The sequence below is a fragment of the Chromohalobacter sp. 11-W genome, from assembly GCF_029889905.1.
In the GTDB taxonomy this organism is placed as follows: Bacteria; Pseudomonadota; Gammaproteobacteria; order Pseudomonadales; family Halomonadaceae; genus Chromohalobacter.
The window spans coordinates 185,727-206,520 of sequence record NZ_JARANZ010000001.1; the positions used below are offsets into that span (position 1 = coordinate 185,727).

Sequence of the window (20,794 nt, forward strand, 5' to 3'; positions counted from 1 at the left end):
ACAGATTAAAGTGTGGAAAATAGCGACCCAGGTAGTCTTGCTAAATGTGTTAAGGAGTCTTAGCGTCATGAGCCGCAAGCCGCGCAAGGACGAACGTCATGCTCAGATCCTCGAGGTTCTGCGCTATACGCCCCACGTGCGCATTGCGACGCTTGCCTCGCGCTTTGGGGTGACCGCCGAGACGATACGCCGTGATCTGGACGCACTCAGCGACCAGGAGCTACTCGATCGTGCCCATGGTGGAGCCGTGGCGCGCCCGATGGGGATCCAGCCGCCCATTGATGAACGCGAGCGAGCGACTGTCGACGAGCGGCGGGCTATTGCCCATGCCGCTGCCCGGCTGGTGGAACCCGGTCAGGTCGTGATGATCGATGCCGGCTCCACGACGACTCAGCTTGCCTGGCAACTGGCGGCTAACGGGCAAACGCTGACCGTAATCACCAACAGCTACCCGGTAGCACGCGCGATGGCGTCCTCGGCGTCTCGACTGATCTTGTGCCCCGGCGACTTCAATGCCCGTGAAGGCGGTATCTTCGGGCAGGATACGACCGACTACCTGACTCGTTTTCACGCCAACATCGCTTTCATCGGTGCCAGCGGTTTGACGCAGGAAGGCATTCTCGACGTCAACCGTGACGCTGCTTGGGTCAAGCGCACGCTGATTGAGCGCAGCGAAAGGACCTACCTACTCGTCGACCACACCAAATTCGCCCAGACCGTACTCGAGCGCGTGGCGCCGCTGAGCGTACTCGATGGCATTGTCACCGACCGAGCGCCCTCCGATGCCATGACGCAGCGTCTGGAACGTGCCGGCGTCGCCGTACATATCGCCACTCTCGAGGCTATCGACAGCGCGCTATCGGCGCGTGTCTCGGACACTACTGCCCGCGAGGATACCGCATGAGCGTTCCCCAGCCGTTGCAATGTGCGCCACGTGAGGCATTGGCCGGTGTGTCGGTGGTGCTGACCGATGTCGATGATACCTTGACTCGCCATGGTCGCCTGGCGAGTAAAACGCTGGCCGCATTGGAGCGACTCGATGCCGCCGGTATTACGGTGATTCCGGTCACCGGCGGTTGCGCTGGCTGGTGCGATCATCTCGTTCGCGCCTGGCCGGTCGCGGCAGTAATCGGCGAAAGCGGTGCCTTCCGATTTCGGCGCACGCAAGCGGGTGGGCTGGACATTCACAGCGTGCGACCGCTGATAGCACTGCATGAGGAACAGCACCAACTGCTAGCGATTGCCGAGCAAGCGATGCGCGCCGTACCTGGATCTCGCTTGGCCGCCGACCAGCGTTACCGCCTGGCCGATGTGGCTGTCGACCATGGGCAAGATGTAGCACCCCTTGATGATGATGCGATTGCACGTCTAATCGCGGCTTTTCATGACGCCGGCGCTAGTGCTCGAGCCAGTTCAATTCACGTCAATGCCTGGTTCGGCGATCATGACAAAGCCACCATGGCGGATTGGGTGCTTGAGCATGACCTTGGCCTTCGGCCCGAAGAACGCCGAGATCGTGTTTTGTTCATCGGTGATGCGCCCAATGATGCGTCTCTTTTCCAGCGCCACCCGCTGAGCGTGGGCGTTGCCAACATAGTCACGCGCCTCGATCAATTGCCTCGGCCCCCAAGCTGGCTATGTAATGCCAGCCATGGCGACGGCTTCGTGGAAATGGCGGAGGCGCTGCTAGCCGCCAGAGCGTGAACAAGCGCTAACACGAGGGAGGAAAATGGATTATGTTGCCGGCGGGATTTCTGTGTGCGACATGCGGGGTGCAGTATCCCGCGAGCGAGGCGCCGCCGTCGCGGTGTCCGGTATGTGAGGACGAGCGGCAGTACGTGCCGGCGTCGGGTCAGCAATGGACGACGCCGACGGCCCTGGCGGCGGGGCATACCAATACCTTTCGCGAGATGGCGCCGGGTCTACTGGCGCTGGGCACGGTCCCGAAATTCGCCATCGGCCAGCGGGCGTTCTTGCTGCGCACGCCCCACGGCAATGTATTGTGGGATTGCCTGAGCCTGCTGGATACAGCCACGGTCACGTTGATCGAAGCGCTGGGCGGGCTAAAGGCGATCATCATTTCGCACCCGCATTACTACGCCACCATGGCGAGCTGGGGCCGTGCGTTTAAGTGCCCGGTCTATGTGCACGCAGCGGATCGCGAATGGATCATGGTGCCGGATGAAGCGCTAACTCCGTGGGAGGGCGAGACGCTGGAGGTGCTGCCGGGAATAACGGCGCACCGCCTAGGCGGTCATTTCCCCGGCGCCAGCGTACTGCATTGGGAAGCGCGTGGCCTATTGTTGACGGGAGATACGCTGCTGATAACGCCAGATCGCATGGCGTCGTTTATGTGGTCGTATCCCAATAACATTCCATTGCCTGCCGACGAGGTGGCACGCATCGGCGAGCGTTTGCACGCACTGGAATTCGAAGCCGCCTACGCGGCATTCTGGGGCAGCGAGATCACCACCGATGCCAGCGCCGTGGTGGCGCTGTCGGTAGCGCGTCATTGCCAGGCATTGAAGGTGCCTCGGGCGAAGTGAACGCACACCTTTACAACCCAATGATGACAATCATGGAGCGCATGACATGAAGCTGTATCTCAAGCCGGGTAGCTGCGCGATGGCCGTGCACATCGCGCTGGAAGAGGCCGAGTTGACCTACGAGATCGAGAAAGTGGATCTGGCTGCCAAGAAAACGGAGAGCGGCGAGGATTATCTGGCGATCAGTCCCAATGGGTACGTGCCCGCCTTGGTGTTGGACGACGGTGAGGTGATGACCGAGGCGGCGGCGATTCTTCTCTACGTCGCCAATCTCGCACCGGAGGCTGAGATGGCGCCTTCCCCGGGCAGCAAGGCGTATTTCGAGCTATTGGGCCAACTGGTATTCATCTCCACCGAGCTGCACAAGAACTTCAGTCCTTTCTTCAAGCCTAACAGCGGCGACACCTGGCGTAGCATCGCGCAGAAGAATCTCGAGACGCGACTCTCGCTGATGAACGAGCGCTTGGCGTCGTGTGACTACGTGATGGGTGAGCGCTTCAGCGTGGCGGATGCCTATCTGTTCACGGTGCTCAGTTGGGCGCAGGTGGTGGATGTCTCGCTGGACGCGTGGCCTCATCTGCAGCGTTTCGTGGCGCGCATCGCCGAGCGGGACTCGGTTCAGCGCGCCATGCAGGCCGAAGGCTTGAAGTGAGCAATCGCTTGCGCTCGGCCCGTTGTGCTCAGCCGTGATCGCGCGGTTTGGCGTCGCTGACGTCGATATCCACCTCGACCATCATCCCAGGGCCGACCAGCTCGGTCGGCCCATCGTCGAATTGGATGCGCACCGGCAGGCGTTGGGTGATCTTGGTGAAGTTGCCGGAGGGATTGGGGTCCGGTAGTAGCGCGAACTGGCTGGTGGCGGCACGGCCGATGACGCTGACGTGGCCCTTGAAGGTGGCGTCCGGGAAAGCGTCGACGGTGATCGCGACCGGTTGGCCCTGACGCAGCTCGCCGATATCGGTCTCCTTGATGTTAGCCTCGACCCAGAGTTTGTCGGGGTCGTGCATCATCAGGATCGGTTGCCCCGCGCTGATGTACTCGCCTTGATCGGCCAACGTCTTGTTGATCACGCCGTCGCTGGGGCTGGTGATACGCAGGTCGTCGAGGCGCAGGCGCTCCTCGTCGCGCTTGGCCCGGGCGGTGGCGAGATTCTGCTCGGCGATTCCCACCTGTTTTTTCAACACGTCGGGGTTGGGCAGTGGCATCTGCGAGCCATTGATGAAGCCCACTTGGGCGTTGTCGGCCAGCGCCTGGCTGACTTCCACTTCTTGCTGCGCCTGAGCGTGCTCGGCCTTGGCGGCTTGGTAGGCGTAGTAATCCTGATCGCGGCGCTGTTCGGAGACTGACTTTTTCTTGTAAAGCGTGTCGGCGCGCTTGAACTCGCGTTGAGCCTCGGTGAGCCGTGCCTGGGCGGCTTCCTCGGCGGCTTGGCTGGCCTCGAGGTCTTGATGAGTCAGGTTCATGCCGCCTTCAAGCTGCTTCTGGGCCATCGCCAAGCGTGCTTTCTCGTAGTCGAGTTGGGCCTGCTGCGCGGCGACATTGGCCTCGAGCGATGCCATCTTGCGCTCGTCGGGCTTGCTGTAGAGTGCCGCCACGGCGTCGCCTTTCTTCAGCGTATCGCCCTCGGTGAGCGTGAAGTCGGTGATGCGACCGTCCAAGCGGCTGCTGACCGTAATTTGATCGGCCATCACGCGGGCGTCCTGAGCACTGACGTGTGTCAGGCGATGGGCGATCGCGAAGCCGATCCAGATCAGGCAGAGCACCACGAGAATCGCCAGAATCAGCCATTTGCCGCGCGATGGAAAGCGGCGTTTGTCGGTCGTCTGAGGTGTTGTGTCGTCGGTCATGGCAGTGTCCTTGGTCGAAACGTGCGTCGCGTGGGCGTCGTGGTCACTTAGTCTGCGTAGTCACTTGGTCTTCGTGGTCACTTGGGCGTCGTGGCGCGCCAGCGGCTGAGCAGAAGCGAGGGAATCGCAACGATGAACAGGCTTCCCGTGAGCACCCAAAAGCCGTCCTGATAGGCGAGGATGGAGGCCCATATAGCCTCGGTACGCTCCATCAGATACCCGGCCATGGCACTTTGCTGAGTGGCTGAGGCGCCGAGATGGCCGACCAGGTCGGCGAGCTGGTGGAGTTGCTGCTGGGCGAGAGCGTTATCGGCGTTGACGCCGGCGTTGAGCGATTGGCCGTGTTGCGCCGTCTGTCGGTCGAGCAGGATCACCAGCCCCGCCGTGCCCAGTGCGCCGCCGAGCTGCAGCGCGAAGTTGATGGCCCCGGAGCCGTGACCGGTCAAATGCCGGGGCAGCCCGGCGATGGCGTTGGAAAGCGTCGGCGGGGGAAACGAGGCCATGCCGATGGAAAGAATGCCCATCGCCGTCGCCAGGTACGCGAACGAAGTATTCCAGTCCATCTGCGTCATCAGCCACACCGCATACATGGTGCAGGCGAGCCCCGGTACCGTCAGGCGATGCGGCGGATGACGGTCGCTCAACCAGCCCACCAGCGGCACCAGTACGCCCAACACGGCAGTGGAAGGGAGAAAGATCTGTCCGGCGGTGATCGGACTGTAATGCAGCACCGACTGCACGAATTGCGGCAGCAAATACATGATGCCGTAGAAGGTGCCGCCGAAAAGGAACATCGCCAGAGTTCCGACCACGAAGACGCGGTTGCGGAAGATCGCCAGATCCATCAACGGATGCCGGGAACGATTCTGCCAGATCACGAACGCGGTGCCGCAGAGTAGGGCGATGAGAATCAGCGTCGGCACGCGCGGGTCGTACCATCCCCAACGCTGGCCGTTGGAAAGCGCCGCCAGCAGCGAGAACACCGAGACGAATAACAGCACGACGCCGGCCCAATCGAAGGGTGAGCGCGGGCCCTTTTGTTCTCGCGAGGGCAGGAAGAAGTAGCCCATCACCGCCGCCGCCACGCAGATCGGTAGGGTCACGAAGAAGACGTAACGCCAGGTGAAATGCTCGACCAGCCAGCCGCCGATCACCGTGGCCAGCGTCAGCGGCAGGCCCAGGCACATGCCGTACATCGCTGTCGCCATGCCGCGTCCTTCGGGTGGATAAGCCGCAAATAGTGCTTGCATGGCCACCGGGCGGATCAGCCCCGTCATCCCGCCCTGAATGACGCGCGCCGCGATGAGCATGCCCATGCCTTGCCCCAGACCACCGAGGATCGAGGCGGCAATGAATACGATCAACAAGCCGATGAAGGTGGCGCGCTGGCCGACGGCGGAGACCAGCCACGGCGCGACGAGCAGGGAGACGGTCGTCGAGGCCAGAAAGCCGGTGGACAGCCACTGCACCTGGGAGTCGCTCATGCCGAAGGCGCCCTTGATGTAGGGAATCGCCACATTGACGATGGTGATCGACATGCCGAGTGCCACGAGCCCTAGCATCACGGTCAGGGTGACCCAGAGGCGGTAGCGGGAACCATAACGTTCGAAAAGTTGATCGACCTGCGTCATGCACGACCGCCGATATAGCAGGAACGGCGACATCGTGACGAGGACGCGAACGAGAGAGAATGCAAAGCTTTGTCCTTGTGAGTCGTGAGCGTTACCCATGCCAGGCGTGCTGTCATGAAAACCGCAAGCAGGCAAATCGATAACGTGACGATATTTTGTTAGCTAAGCGATTATGGCGTGTTTGCATGACGTCTTTCAACGTGCCGGGGATGAGACTAAGACACGCCCCGAAGCGGCCATCGCTGTCGCCGAGGTCATCTCACGTCGGTCTTAAGACTTTGGTCGTGCGTCTTTGGTCGCGGGGTGAGGGGGCGGCGCCCGATCTTGCGGAGGCGTGCGGGTCTCATGACTGAATCGCTATCACTTTTAGCCACAAAACACATTAGATGGCTATCGGTACACGCATTAGGTTGGTGTCTGACTATGCGGCAGTCTGTTAACGAGCAGGCCTGATATACTCCTTCGTCATGATGCTGCGACTCAATAAGGCTAACGCATGACGCGGGATTGGTTGCGCAGGGGACTGCGCTTTTTGATGTTCGTGATACTTGGCTTCGTGGGGCTATCGGTGCTTCTGGTGCTGGTGTTTCGCGTGGTACCGGTGTTCGGCTCGACGGTGATGCTGGAGCGCAAGATCGAGTCGTGGGTGAGTGGCGAGCCGGTCTCGATCCACCAGCAATGGCGGCCATGGGCGTCGCTTTCCGACAATGCCAAGCTGGCGGTGATCGCCTCAGAGGACCAGCGCTTTCCCATGCATCACGGATTCGATTTCAACCAGATGCAGAAGGCACTCGACGCCTGGTTCAGCGGCGACAGCCTGCGCGGCGCCAGTACCATCAGCCAGCAGACCGCCAAGAACCTGTTCCTGTGGACCGACCGGACCTGGGTGCGAAAGGGCTTCGAAGCCTGGTTCACGGTCTTGATCGAACTGCTGTGGCCCAAGGAGCGGATCCTCGAGGTGTATCTCAATATCGTCGAGTGGGACCGAGGCGTGTTCGGCCTGGAAGCCGCCGCGCAGCATTACTTCGGTGTGAGCGCCAGCCAACTCAGCGCAGCGCAGGCCAGCCGCTTAGCGGCGATTCTGCCCAATCCGCGTGAGTGGAGTGCGTCGCGGCCCTCGGCGTACATTCAGCAGCGCAGCCAGTGGATTCGGCAGCAAATGCGTCAACTGGGTGGCAGCGCCTACCTCGAGCGCCTGTAAGCGTTGGCATCTGCTCGCCGCTGTCATCGCAGTCGCTTTTATCAGATAAGGAGCCTTCATGAATTCCACTTCCGTGGCCATCGTCGGATTCGGCAAGATCGCACGCGATCAGCACGTGCCCGCCCTGCGTGACAACGCGGCGTTTACGCTCGATGCCGTGGCTAGCCGTAATGCGTCGCTTGAGGGTGTCGCGCATTTTCGCGATATCCAGACCCTGCTCGATGAGCGCCCGGATATCCAGGCGATATCGCTATGTGCCCCGCCGCAAGTGCGTTATCGACAGGCGCGTGCGGCCATCGCCGCAGGCAAGCATGTGATGCTGGAAAAACCGCCGGGCGCGACGCTGAGTGAGGTGGAAGATCTGCGTGCTCAGGCCGAGCGTGCCGGCGTGACGCTGTTCGCGACCTGGCATTCGCGGTACGCGGCGGGGGTCGCCCAGGCCCGTGAGTGGCTGAGTGAGCGTCGCGTGCGTTCGGTCAACGTGCAATGGAAGGAAGACGTACGGCGCTGGCATCCCGGCCAGGAATGGATCTGGGAAGCCGGTGGTCTGGGCGTGTTCGACCCCGGCATCAACGCGCTGTCGATCATCACTGCGATTCTGCCCGAACCCTTCTTTCTCACCCAGGGCGAACTGGAAGTGCCGGCCAATCGCCAGGGACCGATCGCGGCGACGCTGGCGTTTCGCGATGCGCATGATGCCGATATTCGGGCCGAGTTCGACTGGCGCCAGACGGGGCCGCAGACCTGGGACATTTACATCGAGACCGATGCCGGGCCGCTGTCGCTTACCCAGGGCGGCAGTCGTTTGACCATCGGGGATGAGGTGCTGCTGGAGGGCGGCGATGTCGAGTATCCCGGGCTCTACGCTCGTTTCGCCGAGCTCATCGCCAATGGCGAGAGCGATGTCGATGTCGCGCCGCTACGGCATGTTGCTGATGCCTTCCTGCTTGGCCAGCGCGTCAGCGTCAGTGCCTTCCACGACGACTGACTGATGCGACGCCGGCTCGGCGCTATGTGAAACTGGCTCCAGCGCCGACCGAACGCGTGTTCCTGTCGGCGTGACGATTCATGGATCGAGAACCGCATTACATCGGCGGTATGGTGCCATCACGACCGACAATCACGATCTTGGCTTGGACCGGATCCTGAGTGATGTTGCCGGCGACGAAGACGGCTGCGCCAGTCTTGAGGTCGTCCATGGAGCCTTTGCTGACCATGACTGTCGGCACATCGCTAGGGACGCGAATCTGCTTGCTGCCATCGCCGTAGTCGACGGTCAGTGTCATCATGCCGTTCTCGTCGGTAGTGCTGTCCACGGTGCCGTTAGTCATGGTCGAACCGCTCGAGGCGCCGCCTATCTTGCCCTCCGCATTGTTGCCCATGGCGTCATCACTGCCGGTCGAGCTGACGGTGCCGTTGGTCACGGTGGAACCACTGCCGCTGCCGCCCAGTTTCTCACCGCTCGCGTTGCCATTGCTCGCACCGCGCGGTGTGTCCCACGGGTAGTCACCCTCTCCAGTCCCCTTCATTGATTCCGGAAAGATGACCATTTCTAGAGCCTTGGCGGGTTGGCCGTCTTCGCCAGCCACGTTGGCGGTGCCGATGAAGGTACCTTTTTCGATCTCATCGAGACTGCTTTCACTGACAGCGGCGAGCCGGGTATTTTCGCCAAGCACCACGCGATGATTGCTATCGCCGGAGGTTGACTCGACAGAGAAGCCTTCATCGCTGACTTCCGTGATAGTGCCGCGTAGGTTGTTGGGTGTATCGGCGACGGCATTGGCAGCGAAACAGCCCACGGTGAGACCGAACAGCGCTATGCGGAGCGTGCGAGTTGCGTTGATGGTTTGCATGAAAAATCCTTCTTCTTGCGTGTGGTGAGCGGTATCAGGCTAAGTTTTCTGATAAGTCCGCTCGGTTGAGTGCAGTTGATCGTAATGAATTGTCAAGCGAGGGTGGTATTTCGGCTCGGTCAGATCCCCGCATACCAGGTGTAACCACGATCCTCCCAAAATCCTCCTTTACCGCCAGCGATGTCGTCAAAATCGGTGGCGAGTGTAATCGAGGAAAGATATTTCGCCATCTTGTAGCCAAGCTGGCGTTCTGCGCGAAGGCGCAGCGGCGCGCCGTTGGCGATCGGTAGCGGAGCATCGTTGAGCGAATAGGCGAGAATCGTCTGCGGATGACGCGCTTCGCTCAAATCCAGACTCTCATAGTAGAAGTCTTCGCCGCCCAACTGATCCATACAGTGAAAGATGACGTAGCGCGCACCAGATTGGACGCCGGCACGGTCGAGTAGGTCGGCTAGTACCGGCCCACGCCACTGGCCGATGGCGCTCCATCCCTCGACGCAGTCATGACGCGTGATTTGGGTGCGTGCGGGCATCGCCCGGAGTTCGTCCAGAGAGAGTGAGAGCGGGTTATCGACCAGGCCATTGATCCCCAAGCGCCAGTCGCGGAACTGGCCGGCGGCGAGCTGACGATAGCGCGAGGCCTGCGGGTCGGTGGAGCCGTTGGGCCGAAAGGTCTGGTCGATCATTGACGTCGGGTATTCCGGCGCCAATCCTCGCTCACCGGCGAGAAAGCGCTGCACGCGCAGGTTGAGTTGCTCGGCGAGATCGAGCGTGTCGACGACCTGCTCGTTCTGCGATAGACGATCGCAACCGACCAGGCCCAGCGTCGCCATCCCCAATGATGCTCGCTTCAGGAAGCGGCGGCGCCCGCGGCGGTCGGCGGAAGAAGCATCACTTCGTTTCATGGTAAGCACTCCGTTGCGTTTCTGCCGCAGGTGTCTGGCATCGGCCTCCGGTCAGCATGTCCCGGATTTGCCGAATCGGGCCGCTCAATATCACCATCAGTAGATGAATGATGACGAACAGCACTAGCGAACCGGCGATGATGAAATGGATCGAGCGCGCACTCTGACGACCGCCGAGCAGATCGAGTAACCAAGGTGCTGCCGCGTTGACGGTGGGTGACATGCACATACCGGTGACAACCATCATCGGCAGGGCAACGAACAGCACGCCTAGATAGCTGAGTTTCTGCAGCCCATTGTAGCCACCACGGGTGCCATGAAAACGTAGGCGCAGGTGATCGAGGACATCTCGGCCCAAACCACGCCACTGCGATGCGGGCAGCCATAAATCGCGCTTCAGATGGCCGCTGAAGAGTGCATAAAGAGCGAACAGCGCCCCGGCGCCAGCGAACAGCCAAGCAAAGAAGAAGTGCCAAAGCCGCCCCATAGTCAGGAATTGGTAACTCGGCAGAGTGAGCCAGTCGGGAAAACCGCGCACAGTGGATTGACCATTGCTGCTGGAGTAGCCCAGAACACCGGTGGTATCGAAGACCCAAGGGCCGAGCGCTGTCTGACCCTGAATGTCGCCGTCCGTGCCGCGAATGGCATACATCTCTAGCCAGGGGTTGTCGAAGTTCGAGGCGCTGCCCCAGTAAAGCGCCGGATGCGCATTGAAAATCTGCAGCCCACTCATCAACAGTACGATCAGGCACCAAAGATTGAGCCAGTGCCAAAGGCGAACGGGTAACCGATGGCGATGTTTGAGGCGCGAACGGGGTTGCTCAAGGGTATCCGTCATGGGCCAGTATCCTTGGCGGTAATGAACGATGGAGTCTGTTCTGATACGTCGGCTACCCGGCACTGCATGTATGCCAAAGTATGAAACGGTCAGTTACTTGGAATGCTAGGCCGGTTCGAAAGGTCAGTATAGTTGCTGAGTACCTCTCATTACTTTAGAGGTTACGCCGCTTGTTGGCTATTGATCTTCGGGATCGACGCTGGCCTTGTCTGCTTACTTGGCCAAGGGGTTTTTTCGCTAAAGGAGGCGGCTAGCGTCCCCCGATAATTTCGCGCAGGGTCGACATCAATGCCGCAGCGCCGGGCGAAAGCCGCTGCTCGCGCAGGCTGACCAGGCCGTAGGGTTGCACGCTCAGCGCCTCCGGAAACGGCAGGATGCGAAATCGGGGTTGGTCGCAGAGCAGCTCGGCGACCTGCCGTGTGGTGACCGTCACGGTATCCGATTTATCGACCATCGCCAGGGCCACCAGGATGTCCGGCGTATCGACGATCTGACGCGGCAACGCCACGCCGTGATGCAGGAATAGATGGTCGACCCGCTGGCGCATCAAGGCGCCGGGCGGCTGCAATACCCAAGGGTAGTCGACCATCGCCGCCAGATTCAGCGACTCGCGTTGAACGAGCGGGTGGTCGGCGCGGCATACGAAGCACAGCGCCTCTTCGCCGATCTCCTCGAAGACGAAATCGCCCGCCGGAAGCGTCGAGGGAATTCGCGCGATGGCGAAATCGAACTCGCCCTCCATGAGGCGCGGAATCAGCGCGTGGCTGACATCCACGTCGATGCTGACCTTGAGGTTGGGACGGTCGCGATGCACACGCTCCACCGCACTGGTCAGCAGCGTGACGGCGGGCGCCATCACCGTGCCCACCGAGACACTCCCTGCGCTGCCCGCATGCAATGCACTCAATTCTTCGCCCGCCTGGTGAAGCGACGACATGATACCGCGCGCGTGTCGAATCACCGTCTCGCCGTACCAGTTGGGGGCGATGCCGCGTGGGTGACGGTCGAACAACACGAGTCCGAGCTGGTTTTCTAGCTCCCCTAGCAGTTTGGACGCCGCCGGCTGACTCATGCCCAGTCGCTCGGCGGCGCGGTGCAGGTTGCGCAGCTCATCTAGCGCGATGAACAACTGCAAATGGCGCAACTTTAGTCGCACCTTCATGAACCAGTCAGTGGGCAAGGAGCTCATGGTGTCTGGCCTCAGGAGAAAACAATAACAAAATGGATATCAGTATTTCTGTCAAGTGGCATTAGTAGGTTATTTCGCTGATGCCTATTGTTCAGACTGTTAAGAAACCTTTTCTGCAACACAACAACAACCCCTTTGAGGGATCCAGGAGGACGCCGAATGTCATTCACAACACCGATGACGCGCAAGCTACTGGGAATGGCCGTGGGCTTGGCGCTGAGCGCTGGACCGTTGACGGCACAAGCCCAGAGCGATGAGGACGTCAAGATGGGCTTCATCGTCAAGAAGCCCGAGCAGGCGTGGTTCATCAATGAGCAAGAGGCCGCAACCGCATTGGGTGAAGAGAAGGGTTTCGAAGTGGTGCGCTTGTCGGGCGAGGACGGCCAGGAAGTGCTGAGTGCCATTGATAACCTCAACTCGCAAGGCGCTCAGGGCTTCGTGATCTGTCCGCCGGATGTGCGGCTGGGGCCAGCGATCATGAACCGTGCCAAGCAATATGGCATGAAAGTGGTGACCGTCGACGACCGCTTTATCGGCAGCGATGGCGAGCCGATGGAGAACGTGCCGCACTTGGGGATGTCCGGTTATAAGATCGGTGAGCAAGTCGGTAACGCCATCGCCGAAGAGATGGACAATCGCGGCTGGGATCCGGACGAGGTCGCGGCACTGCGTATCACCAACTATGAATTGCCTACCGCAAAAGAGCGTACCGATGGTGCCACGGCTGCGTTGCTCGAGTCCGGTTTCAAGAAGGACAACATTTTCGATGCGCCGCAGCAGAATACCGATACCAGCAGCGCCTTTTCGGCGGCATCGCCGGTGTTCTCCAAGCGTGGCGATTTCGAGCACTGGGTGATCTACGCGCTCAACGAAGAGAGCGTGCTGGGCGGCGTACGCGCGAGTGAACAGTACGGACTCGACCCTGAACAGGTCATCGGCGTGGGCATCAACGGCTCCGGCGCGGCGTTCGCAGAATTCTCGCGTGAGACGCCTACTGGCTTCCACGGTACTGTCGCCGTGAGTTCGACCATGCATGGGCGCCAGTCGGCGGACAACCTCTACCAGTGGATTACCGAAGGCGAGAAGCCCAAGGCCAATACCGAAACTACCGGTAAGCTGATGACGCGCGACAACTGGCAAGACGTACGGGAAGAGCTGGGTTTGTAAGATCGATGCCCGCGCCCCGGGGCGCGGGCATGCTTTTTTCCTTCAGGAGTGCCGTATGTCCGAGGCTTTTCTTCGTTTCGACGATATTACCGTCGAGTTTCCCGGTGTGAGGGCACTCGACGGTGTGAGTTTTGCTGCAAAAGCCGGCGAGGTGCATGCCTTGATGGGCGAGAACGGTGCCGGGAAGTCGACCTTGCTCAAGGTGCTCAGCGGCGTCAATCGTCCCTCCTCGGGCCAGTTGTGGATCGACGGCCAGTCGTATGTCTTTACCAACGCCCGCGAGGCGTTGGCTCACGGCATCGCGATCATCTATCAAGAACTCACGTTGTCACCCAACTTGTCGGTGGCCGAGAACCTGTTGCTGGGACAGTTGCCGGAGCGTCGCGGCTTCATCGACCGGCGCACCATGAAAGCGCGTGCTCGGGAGATTCTCGAAGATCTCGGCGAGGGAGGGATCGACCCGGCCACCAAGGTGCGAGAGCTGTCCATCGGCCAACAGCAAATGATCGAAATCGGCCGTGCACTATTACGTGACGCCAAGATCATCGCCTTCGACGAGCCCACCAGTAGTCTTTCCGTGCAGGAGACACGGCAGCTCAAGCGCATCGTCGCGCGGCTACGCGAGGAAGGACGCGTGGTGTTGTACGTGACGCATCGCATGGAAGAAGTCTTCGAGATGTGCGATGCGCTGACGGTGTTTCGCGATGGGCGCCATATCCGCACGCACGAGACGCTGGAAGGCGTCGATCAGGACACCTTGGTCGGGGAGATGGTGGGGCGTCAGATCGAAGACGTATATGGCTTTAGACAGCGCGCCATGGGCGATGTGTTGATGCGTATCGACGGTCTCCAGGGGCGCGGTGTGAACGAGCCGGTCAGCCTGGAAGTGAAACGCGGCGAAGTGTTCGGTCTCTTTGGACTTGTCGGCGCCGGACGCAGCGAGCTGATGCGCCTGGTATGCGGCGTGGAAACGGCCACCCAAGGAGAAGTGACGTTTCGCGGCAAGACCGGCGTCTTTACCTCGCCGGGCGAGGCGATTCGTGCGGGCATTGCCATGTGCCCCGAAGATCGCAAATCTCAGGGGATATTTCCCGTGGCGAGTGTCGCTGACAATCTCAATATCAGTTGCCGACGCTTCTTCAAGCGCTGGGGCGTGTTTCGTCATGCTGGTCGCGAAGCCGATAACGCCAAGACTTATATCCAGCGTTTGAGTATCAAGACACCGAACCACCGTACGCCAATCAATACCCTGTCGGGGGGGAATCAGCAGAAGGTGATTCTCGGGCGCTGGCTGGCGGAAGAGATCGACTTATTCGTAATGGACGAGCCCACGCGGGGCATTGATGTGGGAGCGCGACGCGATATCTACACCCTATTGTATAACTTGGCGGAACAGGGCAAGGGCGTGATCGTGATCTCCAGCGACCTCGCCGAGGTCAGCTCGATCTGCGACCGCATCGGCGTCATGCGCGATGGCGCCCTGATCGATATCGTACCGCGCGAGCAGGCGACCCAGGAGCGTCTGCTGGGACTGGCGCTTCCGGCTTGAGTTTCCGACCAATCACGTTGCTCACCGCTAACAACATGAAGAGATTGACCACATGAGCACAGAAAAACTGGCCGCTTCCGAGACCTCGTCGACGGCTCCAAAACCCCGGGCCAAGGCATTGCGTACGTTGCTCGATACCTCCGGGTTGATTGCGATCTTTTTCGTCCTCTTTATCGCCTTGTCGGTATTCGTGCCGGACTTTCTGACCGGCCGCAATATCGTTGGCTTGCTGCTCTCGGTGACATTGATCGGGACCATCGCGACCACGATGATGATGGTGCTGGCTCTCGGCGAAGTGGACTTGTCGGTAGCCTCCATTGTCGCCTTTACCGGCGTGGTGGCTGCCGTGGTGACCTCGACCTCGGGAAGCGTCTTCATCGGCGTGCTGGTGGGGGTAGCCGCCGGTGGCGCGGTGGGGGCCTTCAATGGCTTCGTGGTATCCAAGTTCGGCATCAATTCATTGATTGCCACTTTGGCAGCGATGGAGTTCGTGCGCGGGTTGGCCTACATCACTTCCGGCGGTGATGCGGTCATGGTCACGGTGCCGAGCTTCTTCGACCTGGGCAGTGCTTCATTTCTGGGGCTGACGTTGCCGGTATGGACCATGATCGCGTGTTTCGTGGTCTTCGGCATCGTGCTCAACATGACGGCGTTCGGGCGCAACACTCTGGCGACCGGCGGCAATGCCGAGGCGGCGAGCTTGGCTGGGGTCAATGTTCGGCGTTTGAAGATTACCGTGTTCGCCCTGCAGGGCGTCGTCGCGGGTATCGCGGGGGTATTGTTGGCCTCGCGCATGGGACTTGGCGACCCCAATACCTCAATGGGGCTCGAATTGGCGGTAATTTCCGCCTGTGTGCTGGGCGGCGTCTCGTTGTCCGGCGGCGTCGCCTCGATCACCGGTGTACTGGTCGGTGTTTTGATCATGGGCTGCGTGCAGAACGCCATGGGGCTCCTCAACGTGCCCACCTTCTATCAGTATCTCGTGCGTGGGGCGATCCTGCTGTTGGCGGTGATGTTCGACCGCTGGAAGCAAACGCGCCGCGCCAAGGGGTGACGTGCGATGCCGGAAAGAGCGCCGCGCCTGCACGCTAAGCATGTCTTCATCACCGGGGCCGCGGCCGGCATCGGTCGGGCCATGGCCGAGGCCTGTACCGAGGAAGGCGCGCGCGTATCGCTGGCCGACATCGACCTCGAAGGCGCGCAAGACATCGCACGGCAATTGCGCGATGCCGGTGGGGTGGCACTGGCGGTGGCCTGTGATATCGCCAATCCCACTTCTGTGAACGCGGCGCTCGACGCGGCACGCGAGGCGCATGGGCCGGTCACGACGCTGATCAATAATGCTGGGCGTAACGTCTTCCACGCCCCGCTGGAAATGCCCGAAGCCGCTTGGCAACGCTGTATGTCGGTGGATCTGGAAGGCGCCTGGCACTGCGCGCGCGGCGTATTGCCGGATATGCTCGCGCAGGCGAGCGGCAGCATCATCAACGTGGCCTCGACCCATGCGTTTTCCATTCTGCCAGGATGCTTTCCCTATGCGGTGGCCAAGCACGGCTTGATGGGGCTGACGCGGTCGCTGGGGATCGAGTACGCTCGGCAGGGTATTCGCGTCAATGCCATCGCGCCGGGGTATATCGCCACACCTGCGGTCGAGGCACACTGGCAACGGTTCGACGATCCGGAGGCGGCTAGGCAGCGAATCGAGACGCTGCTGCCGCCTGGGCGCTTGGGAAAGCCACACGAGGTTGCCATGACAGCGGTATTCCTCGCCTCCGACGAGGCACCGTTCATCAACGCAAGCTGTATCACCATCGATGGCGGGCGTAGCGTGGTCTATCACGATTGAGCCCGCCATGCCTTCGACTCGGCCTTCAGGAGAGCCCATCACATGCAACTCGCACAAGCTCGAAGCGACAATGGCGAGCGTTTCGTCCTGGTCATTGAGGACGATCCGACACAGGCGCGTCGTCTAGACGACGTGGATAGCGTGCTTGCCCTGGCACTCACGGCGCTCGATCGCAATGTCGGGCTTGCCGCCTTGGTTGCCGAGTGGCCGGGAGAGGCCCGTATCGACGCCGTGGCGTTGTCCGATCAAGGCCATCTATTGGCGCCGCTCGACCATCCCGACCCGGCGCACTTGCTGGTCACCGGCACCGGGCTGACGCATCTCGGCAGTGCCGAGGGGCGCGACAAGATGCACCGCCAAATGAACGAGGCAGATCAGAGCGAAGCGCCGCTCACCGATTCGATGAAGATGTTCCGCAAGGGGCTCGATGGCGGCAAGCCGACCGGCGATGATTTTGGCGTGCAGCCGGAGTGGTTCTACAAGGGCGATGGCGGCATCGTCATGGCTCCAGGCGAGGCGCTGCGTATGCCGCATTTCGCGCTGGATGGCGGCGAAGAGCCCGAAATCGCCGGGCTGTATTTGATCGACAACGACGGCGCGCCGCGTCGCATTGGCTATGCGCTGGGCAACGAGTTCTCGGATCATGTCACCGAGCGCGAGAACTACCTGTATCTCGCGCATTCCAAGCTGCGCGCCTGTTCCTTCGGGCCGACGCTGCTCGTCGACGAACTGCCCGACGACGTGCAGGGCACTTCACGCATCCGGCGCGACGGCGGTGTGCTATGGGAGAAACCGTTCATCTCCGGCGAAGATAACATGTGCCACAGCCTCGCCAATCTCGAGGCGCATCATTTCAAGTACGCGCAGTTCTGTCGGCCGGGTGACGTGCACGTGCACTTCTTCGGCACTGCGACACTGAGCTTCAGCGACGGCATCAGTGCCCAGCCGGGAGATGTGTTCGAGATCGACGCCAAGCCGTTCGCCTTGCCGCTGCGTAACCCGCTGGCCAAGGATGCCACTGCGCCCGTGCCGAGCGTCAAACCTTTGTAAGTCTGGCAAGATAAGCCCCGCGAGTCAGCTTCTCGGGGCCTTTCGACCCGATACGCCAACGGCCGCTGGAATGCTCCAGCGGCCGTTGGCGTTATGGCGAAGAGAGTGTTGGTTAGTTCATCGCCTGCGGCAGATACAACGCGATCTCGGGGAACAGGTGCAACAGCACCACGGCGAGGATCATCAGCAGGAAGAACGGCAGGGTAGCGCGGGTGATGGTGATGATGTCCTTGCCGGTGAGGCCCTGAATGACGAACAGATTGAAGCCGACCGGCGGCGTGATCTGCGACATTTCCACCACGATGACGAGGTAGATGCCGAACCAGATCAGGTCGATCCCCGCGCCTTCGATCAGTGGCATGATGATCGACGTGACCAGCAGGATCAGCGAGATGCCGTCGAGAAAGCAGCCCAGCACGAGTAAGAAGAGCGTTAGCACCACCAGCAGCATGGTGGGGGAGAGGCCCATATCGGCGATATGGTTGGCCAGTTGCATGGGCAGTTGCGTGAAACTCAGCGCCGAGGAAAGAAACGAGGCGCCAGCGATGATGAAAGCGATCATGCAGGCCGTGCGCAGTGCCGCGAAGAGCGAGTCGAGGAAGATGGTCTTGTTGAAATGACCGTTACCTCGTGCGATCAGCATCGACAGCACCACGCCCACGGCGGCGGCTTCGGTCGGTGAGGCGAGCCCGCCGTAGATGCTGCCCAGGATACCGCCGATGAGCGCCAACAGTGGGATCAACTGAGCGCTATTGCGAATCTTTTCTCCGAGCGGCATGTGGGTCGCGCCTTCGCCGGCACGCCCTTGGCGGTTGCCGACCAGCAACGACCAGCCGATCAGGTAGGTCATGAACAGACCCAGCAATAGCAAGCCTGGCAGAATGCCGGCGATGAACAGCCGCGAGATGGACTGCTCGGTCACCACGCCGTAGACGATCATCATGATCGAGGGTGGAATCAGCAGGCCCAGGGTCGAGGCGCTGGCCAGCGTGCCGATGGCAAGATTGCTGTCGTAGCCGCGGCGTTCCAGCTCGGGCAACGTCATCTTGCCGACCGTGGCGCAGGTTGCCGCCGAAGAGCCGCATACGGCGGCGAACAGGCCGCTGCCGATGATATTGGAATGCAGCAAGCGTCCCGGCAGGCGGTTGAGCCAGGGCGCCAGGGCACGAAACATGTTGTCCGCAAGACCCGAGCGAAACAGAATCTCGCCCATCCATACGAACATTGGCAGAGCGGTCAAATCCCAGCCGTAGCTGGCGCCCCAGAAGTCGGACGCCAGAATGGGCCCGGGCTCGAAACTGCCGAAGAACGTCAGGGCAATCCAGCCGGTTCCCAGCAGGGCAAAGGCGATCCATACACCGCTGCCGAGCAGCAGCGCCAGGGCGAGGATCGTGACGAGACTGAGGGTCAGCATGACAAGGCATCCTCTCGCGTATGGCGGATCATGAGTCACCGTCCTGTGGCTCGGGTGCCACATAGGAAGCAGGGGCTGTTAAAGCCGCGCGCAGGGTACCCAACAAGGTTTCGAGGAGCGCCACGCACATCAGAGCGATGCCAACGACGAGAACGCTTTGCGGTATCCATAGTGGAATGGCGAGCAACCCCGAGGAGACATCGTTGTATTCGAGGCTTTCACGCACCAAGCCCACCAGTTCCCAAGTGAGCAGTACACTAAGCGCTAGCGCCACCAGCAGACAGAGCGTCTCGACCCATACGCGAGCACGCGGCGGCAGACGTGAAATGACCAGCGTCACGCGGATATGTGCGTGGTGCGTGAAGGTATAGGCCATGCTTAGAAAAGTGGCGCCCACCAGCAGATAAGCGGCCATTTCCGAGACGCCGGGAATTTCGAGCCCCAGGCGCGCGTTGCCCGCCAGGACCAGCAACGCATCCAGGCAGCGCAGTAGCACTTGGAAGGTGACGATGGCACAGATCGCCAGCATGCAAGCCGCGGCGCCCCAAGCGCCGAGGCGATAGAGTCTGTCGAGTCGGTAGGTCATGTCGGTCACTCACGAATCGGGGGGCGAAGACGTCATCTCCCATTCGCGACCGCCATGCAGAATGGCGATCACGAAGAGTCAGGTGTCGTCTTGGGTCGGATGTGACGCGTCAGTCGTCGGCCTGGCGCTCGCGATAGCGCTCGATCAGCATCTTGGCCTGATCGCCGGCACGTTCTTGCCAGTTCTCGAACAGCGAGTCGCCGGCGGCCTCGAGATCCTCGGCCAGCTGGCCGCTGGGCTTGGAAATCGTGATGTCGTGTTCCTTCAAGGCCTTGGCACTCTCGGCGCTGTCCTCGCGGCTGGCCTGCCAGCCACGCCGTTCAGCCTCGGCAGCGGCATCCAGCACGGCTTGCTGTGTCTTGTCATCGAGTTGGTCGAAGGCGCGCTTATTGACGAACACGATGTTCTTGGGCAGCCACAGGTTGGCGTCGCTGTAATGCGAGACGTAGTCCCAGGCGGACATCGACTTGCCGGTGGAGACCGACGTGATCATGGCATCGACGCGTCCGGTGCTGAACGCGGTGGGAATATCGGCCTCTTCGGTTTCCGTGGGCGTGCCGCCAAGATTCTCGACGAAGCGCTGCGTGTTGATGTTGGGGGCACGCACACGCAGCCCCTCGAACTGTGAAGCATCGGTCAGCTCGAAGTCGGTATAGATACCCTGCGCCGGCCACGGCACGGCATACAGCGGCATCAGGCCTTCATCGGCGAACATCTGGGTGATGATCGGCTTGGAGGCTTGCCAGAGATCGTAGGCGTCTTCGTAGCTACCGGCCAGTCCCGGCAAGGTATCCACTTCGTAGATCGGCGATTCGTTGGAGAGCGACGACAGGAATACTTCGCCCGCCTGCACGGTGCCGCGCCGCACGGAAGGTTTGATTTCCGAGTGCGCGATCAACGAGCCGCCGCTGTGCACGTTGATGTCCAGTTCGCCGTCGGTAGCGTCGGCGACGTCCTCGGCGAATTGTTTGGTGTTCTGGGTATGAAAGCTGGCATCGCCGTAGGGCGTGGCGAGGTTCCATTGTGCGGCCATGGCGCTGCTGGCAATGCCGAGCGAGCCGATTGCCGCGAGCCAGGCGAAGGAGTGCATCGTACGCATGTTCAATTCCTCATTGTTATTGAACTTGGAAGACGAATTCATTCTTCAAGTGGCGATGCGTTGGCGTCAAATC

Annotated in this window: 20 protein-coding genes; 11 read left to right on the forward strand and 9 right to left on the reverse strand. The window is 61.0% G+C overall.

Annotated elements, in window-relative coordinates; translation table 11 throughout:
* Nucleotides 1-67: 67 nt before the first annotated feature.
* From OP494_RS00850 to gstA, 4 genes are read left to right on the forward strand one after another with little or no spacing between them, the layout of a single operon-like run.
* Nucleotides 68-904, forward strand: a complete 837-nt coding sequence (locus OP494_RS00850; RefSeq protein ID WP_280538862.1) for a DeoR/GlpR family DNA-binding transcription regulator — start codon at nucleotides 68-70, stop codon at nucleotides 902-904.
* Complete coding sequence (locus OP494_RS00855) at nucleotides 901-1,704, forward strand: HAD-IIB family hydrolase (RefSeq protein WP_280538863.1); 804 nt, start codon at nucleotides 901-903, stop codon at nucleotides 1,702-1,704. The genes OP494_RS00850 and OP494_RS00855 overlap by 4 nt, the downstream gene beginning before the upstream one ends.
* A 32-nt stretch (nucleotides 1,705-1,736) precedes the next feature.
* On the forward strand, nucleotides 1,737-2,546 hold the full coding sequence (locus tag OP494_RS00860; protein ID WP_280538864.1) for an MBL fold metallo-hydrolase: 810 nt from the start codon (nucleotides 1,737-1,739) through the stop codon (nucleotides 2,544-2,546).
* Between the two features lie 46 nt (nucleotides 2,547-2,592).
* A complete protein-coding gene (gene gstA / locus OP494_RS00865; RefSeq protein WP_280538865.1) occupies nucleotides 2,593-3,198 on the forward strand; it encodes a glutathione transferase GstA in 606 nt (201 codons plus the stop codon).
* A 28-nt stretch (nucleotides 3,199-3,226) separates the two neighbouring features.
* Here the strand turns inward: gstA and OP494_RS00870 are convergent, their stop codons facing one another.
* Both OP494_RS00870 and OP494_RS00875 read right to left on the reverse strand, forming a co-directional pair.
* A complete protein-coding gene (locus OP494_RS00870) occupies nucleotides 3,227-4,393 on the reverse strand; it encodes an HlyD family secretion protein (protein ID WP_280538866.1) in 1,167 nt (388 codons plus the stop codon).
* 77 nt (nucleotides 4,394-4,470) lie between these two features.
* Nucleotides 4,471-6,024 (reverse strand): DHA2 family efflux MFS transporter permease subunit, encoded by a 1,554-nt coding sequence (locus OP494_RS00875; protein ID WP_280538867.1) that lies wholly within the window; start codon nucleotides 6,022-6,024, stop codon nucleotides 4,471-4,473.
* Between the two features lie 496 nt (nucleotides 6,025-6,520).
* Between OP494_RS00875 and mtgA the strand changes: the two genes are divergently transcribed.
* Nucleotides 6,521-7,225, forward strand: coding sequence for a monofunctional biosynthetic peptidoglycan transglycosylase (mtgA, locus tag OP494_RS00880; protein WP_280538869.1), 705 nt, complete (start codon nucleotides 6,521-6,523; stop codon nucleotides 7,223-7,225).
* A 58-nt stretch (nucleotides 7,226-7,283) separates the two neighbouring features.
* Nucleotides 7,284-8,213, forward strand: a complete 930-nt coding sequence (locus tag OP494_RS00885; protein WP_280538870.1) for a Gfo/Idh/MocA family oxidoreductase — start codon at nucleotides 7,284-7,286, stop codon at nucleotides 8,211-8,213.
* Nucleotides 8,214-8,310: 97 nt separating this feature from the next.
* Here OP494_RS00885 and OP494_RS00890 read toward each other — a convergent pair whose 3' ends face one another.
* The 4 genes from OP494_RS00890 to OP494_RS00905 all read right to left on the reverse strand — a co-directional run bounded on the left by OP494_RS00890 (nucleotide 8,311) and on the right by OP494_RS00905 (nucleotide 12,010).
* Nucleotides 8,311-9,078 carry a hypothetical protein gene (locus tag OP494_RS00890; RefSeq protein WP_280538871.1) on the reverse strand — a complete coding sequence of 256 codons (768 nt, stop codon included), beginning with the start codon at nucleotides 9,076-9,078 and terminating at the stop codon, nucleotides 8,311-8,313.
* 119 nt (nucleotides 9,079-9,197) lie between these two features.
* On the reverse strand, nucleotides 9,198-9,983 hold the full coding sequence (locus OP494_RS00895) for a molybdopterin-dependent oxidoreductase (RefSeq protein ID WP_280538872.1): 786 nt from the start codon (nucleotides 9,981-9,983) through the stop codon (nucleotides 9,198-9,200).
* Nucleotides 9,970-10,821 carry a cytochrome b/b6 domain-containing protein gene (locus tag OP494_RS00900; RefSeq protein WP_280538873.1) on the reverse strand — a complete coding sequence of 284 codons (852 nt, stop codon included), beginning with the start codon at nucleotides 10,819-10,821 and terminating at the stop codon, nucleotides 9,970-9,972. Before OP494_RS00900 ends, OP494_RS00895 begins: the two co-directional genes overlap by 14 nt.
* A gap of 250 nt (nucleotides 10,822-11,071) precedes the next feature.
* Nucleotides 11,072-12,010, reverse strand: a complete 939-nt coding sequence (locus OP494_RS00905) for a LysR substrate-binding domain-containing protein (protein WP_280538875.1) — start codon at nucleotides 12,008-12,010, stop codon at nucleotides 11,072-11,074.
* A gap of 159 nt (nucleotides 12,011-12,169) precedes the next feature.
* Here OP494_RS00905 and OP494_RS00910 point away from each other — a divergent pair, with 159 nt between their 5' ends.
* From OP494_RS00910 to araD1, 5 genes are read left to right on the forward strand one after another with little or no spacing between them, the layout of a single operon-like run.
* Entirely contained in the window at nucleotides 12,170-13,177 is a 1,008-nt protein-coding gene (locus tag OP494_RS00910) for an arabinose ABC transporter substrate-binding protein (RefSeq protein ID WP_280538876.1), read from the forward strand.
* 55 nt (nucleotides 13,178-13,232) lie between these two features.
* On the forward strand, nucleotides 13,233-14,726 hold the full coding sequence (gene araG / locus OP494_RS00915; protein WP_280538877.1) for an L-arabinose ABC transporter ATP-binding protein AraG: 1,494 nt from the start codon (nucleotides 13,233-13,235) through the stop codon (nucleotides 14,724-14,726).
* Nucleotides 14,727-14,778: 52 nt separating this feature from the next.
* Nucleotides 14,779-15,780 carry an L-arabinose ABC transporter permease AraH gene (gene araH / locus OP494_RS00920; RefSeq protein WP_280538878.1) on the forward strand — a complete coding sequence of 334 codons (1,002 nt, stop codon included), beginning with the start codon at nucleotides 14,779-14,781 and terminating at the stop codon, nucleotides 15,778-15,780.
* A 6-nt stretch (nucleotides 15,781-15,786) separates the two neighbouring features.
* A complete protein-coding gene (locus OP494_RS00925; RefSeq protein ID WP_280538879.1) occupies nucleotides 15,787-16,572 on the forward strand; it encodes an SDR family oxidoreductase in 786 nt (261 codons plus the stop codon).
* A 42-nt stretch (nucleotides 16,573-16,614) separates the two neighbouring features.
* Nucleotides 16,615-17,622: an AraD1 family protein gene (gene araD1 / locus OP494_RS00930; RefSeq protein ID WP_280538880.1), complete on the forward strand. Its 1,008-nt coding sequence runs from the start codon at nucleotides 16,615-16,617 to the stop codon at nucleotides 17,620-17,622.
* Between the two features lie 112 nt (nucleotides 17,623-17,734).
* Here the strand turns inward: araD1 and OP494_RS00935 are convergent, their stop codons facing one another.
* The 3 genes from OP494_RS00935 to OP494_RS00945 form a co-directional block, all read right to left on the reverse strand.
* The gene (locus tag OP494_RS00935) at nucleotides 17,735-19,036 is read right to left on the reverse strand and encodes a TRAP transporter large permease subunit (protein ID WP_280538881.1); all 1,302 of its coding nucleotides are present in this window, start codon (nucleotides 19,034-19,036) and stop codon (nucleotides 17,735-17,737) included.
* Between the two features lie 28 nt (nucleotides 19,037-19,064).
* Complete coding sequence (locus tag OP494_RS00940) at nucleotides 19,065-19,622, reverse strand: TRAP transporter small permease (protein WP_280538884.1); 558 nt, start codon at nucleotides 19,620-19,622, stop codon at nucleotides 19,065-19,067.
* A gap of 109 nt (nucleotides 19,623-19,731) precedes the next feature.
* Entirely contained in the window at nucleotides 19,732-20,721 is a 990-nt protein-coding gene (locus OP494_RS00945; protein WP_280538885.1) for a TRAP transporter substrate-binding protein, read from the reverse strand.
* Nucleotides 20,722-20,794: the final 73 nt, after the last annotated feature.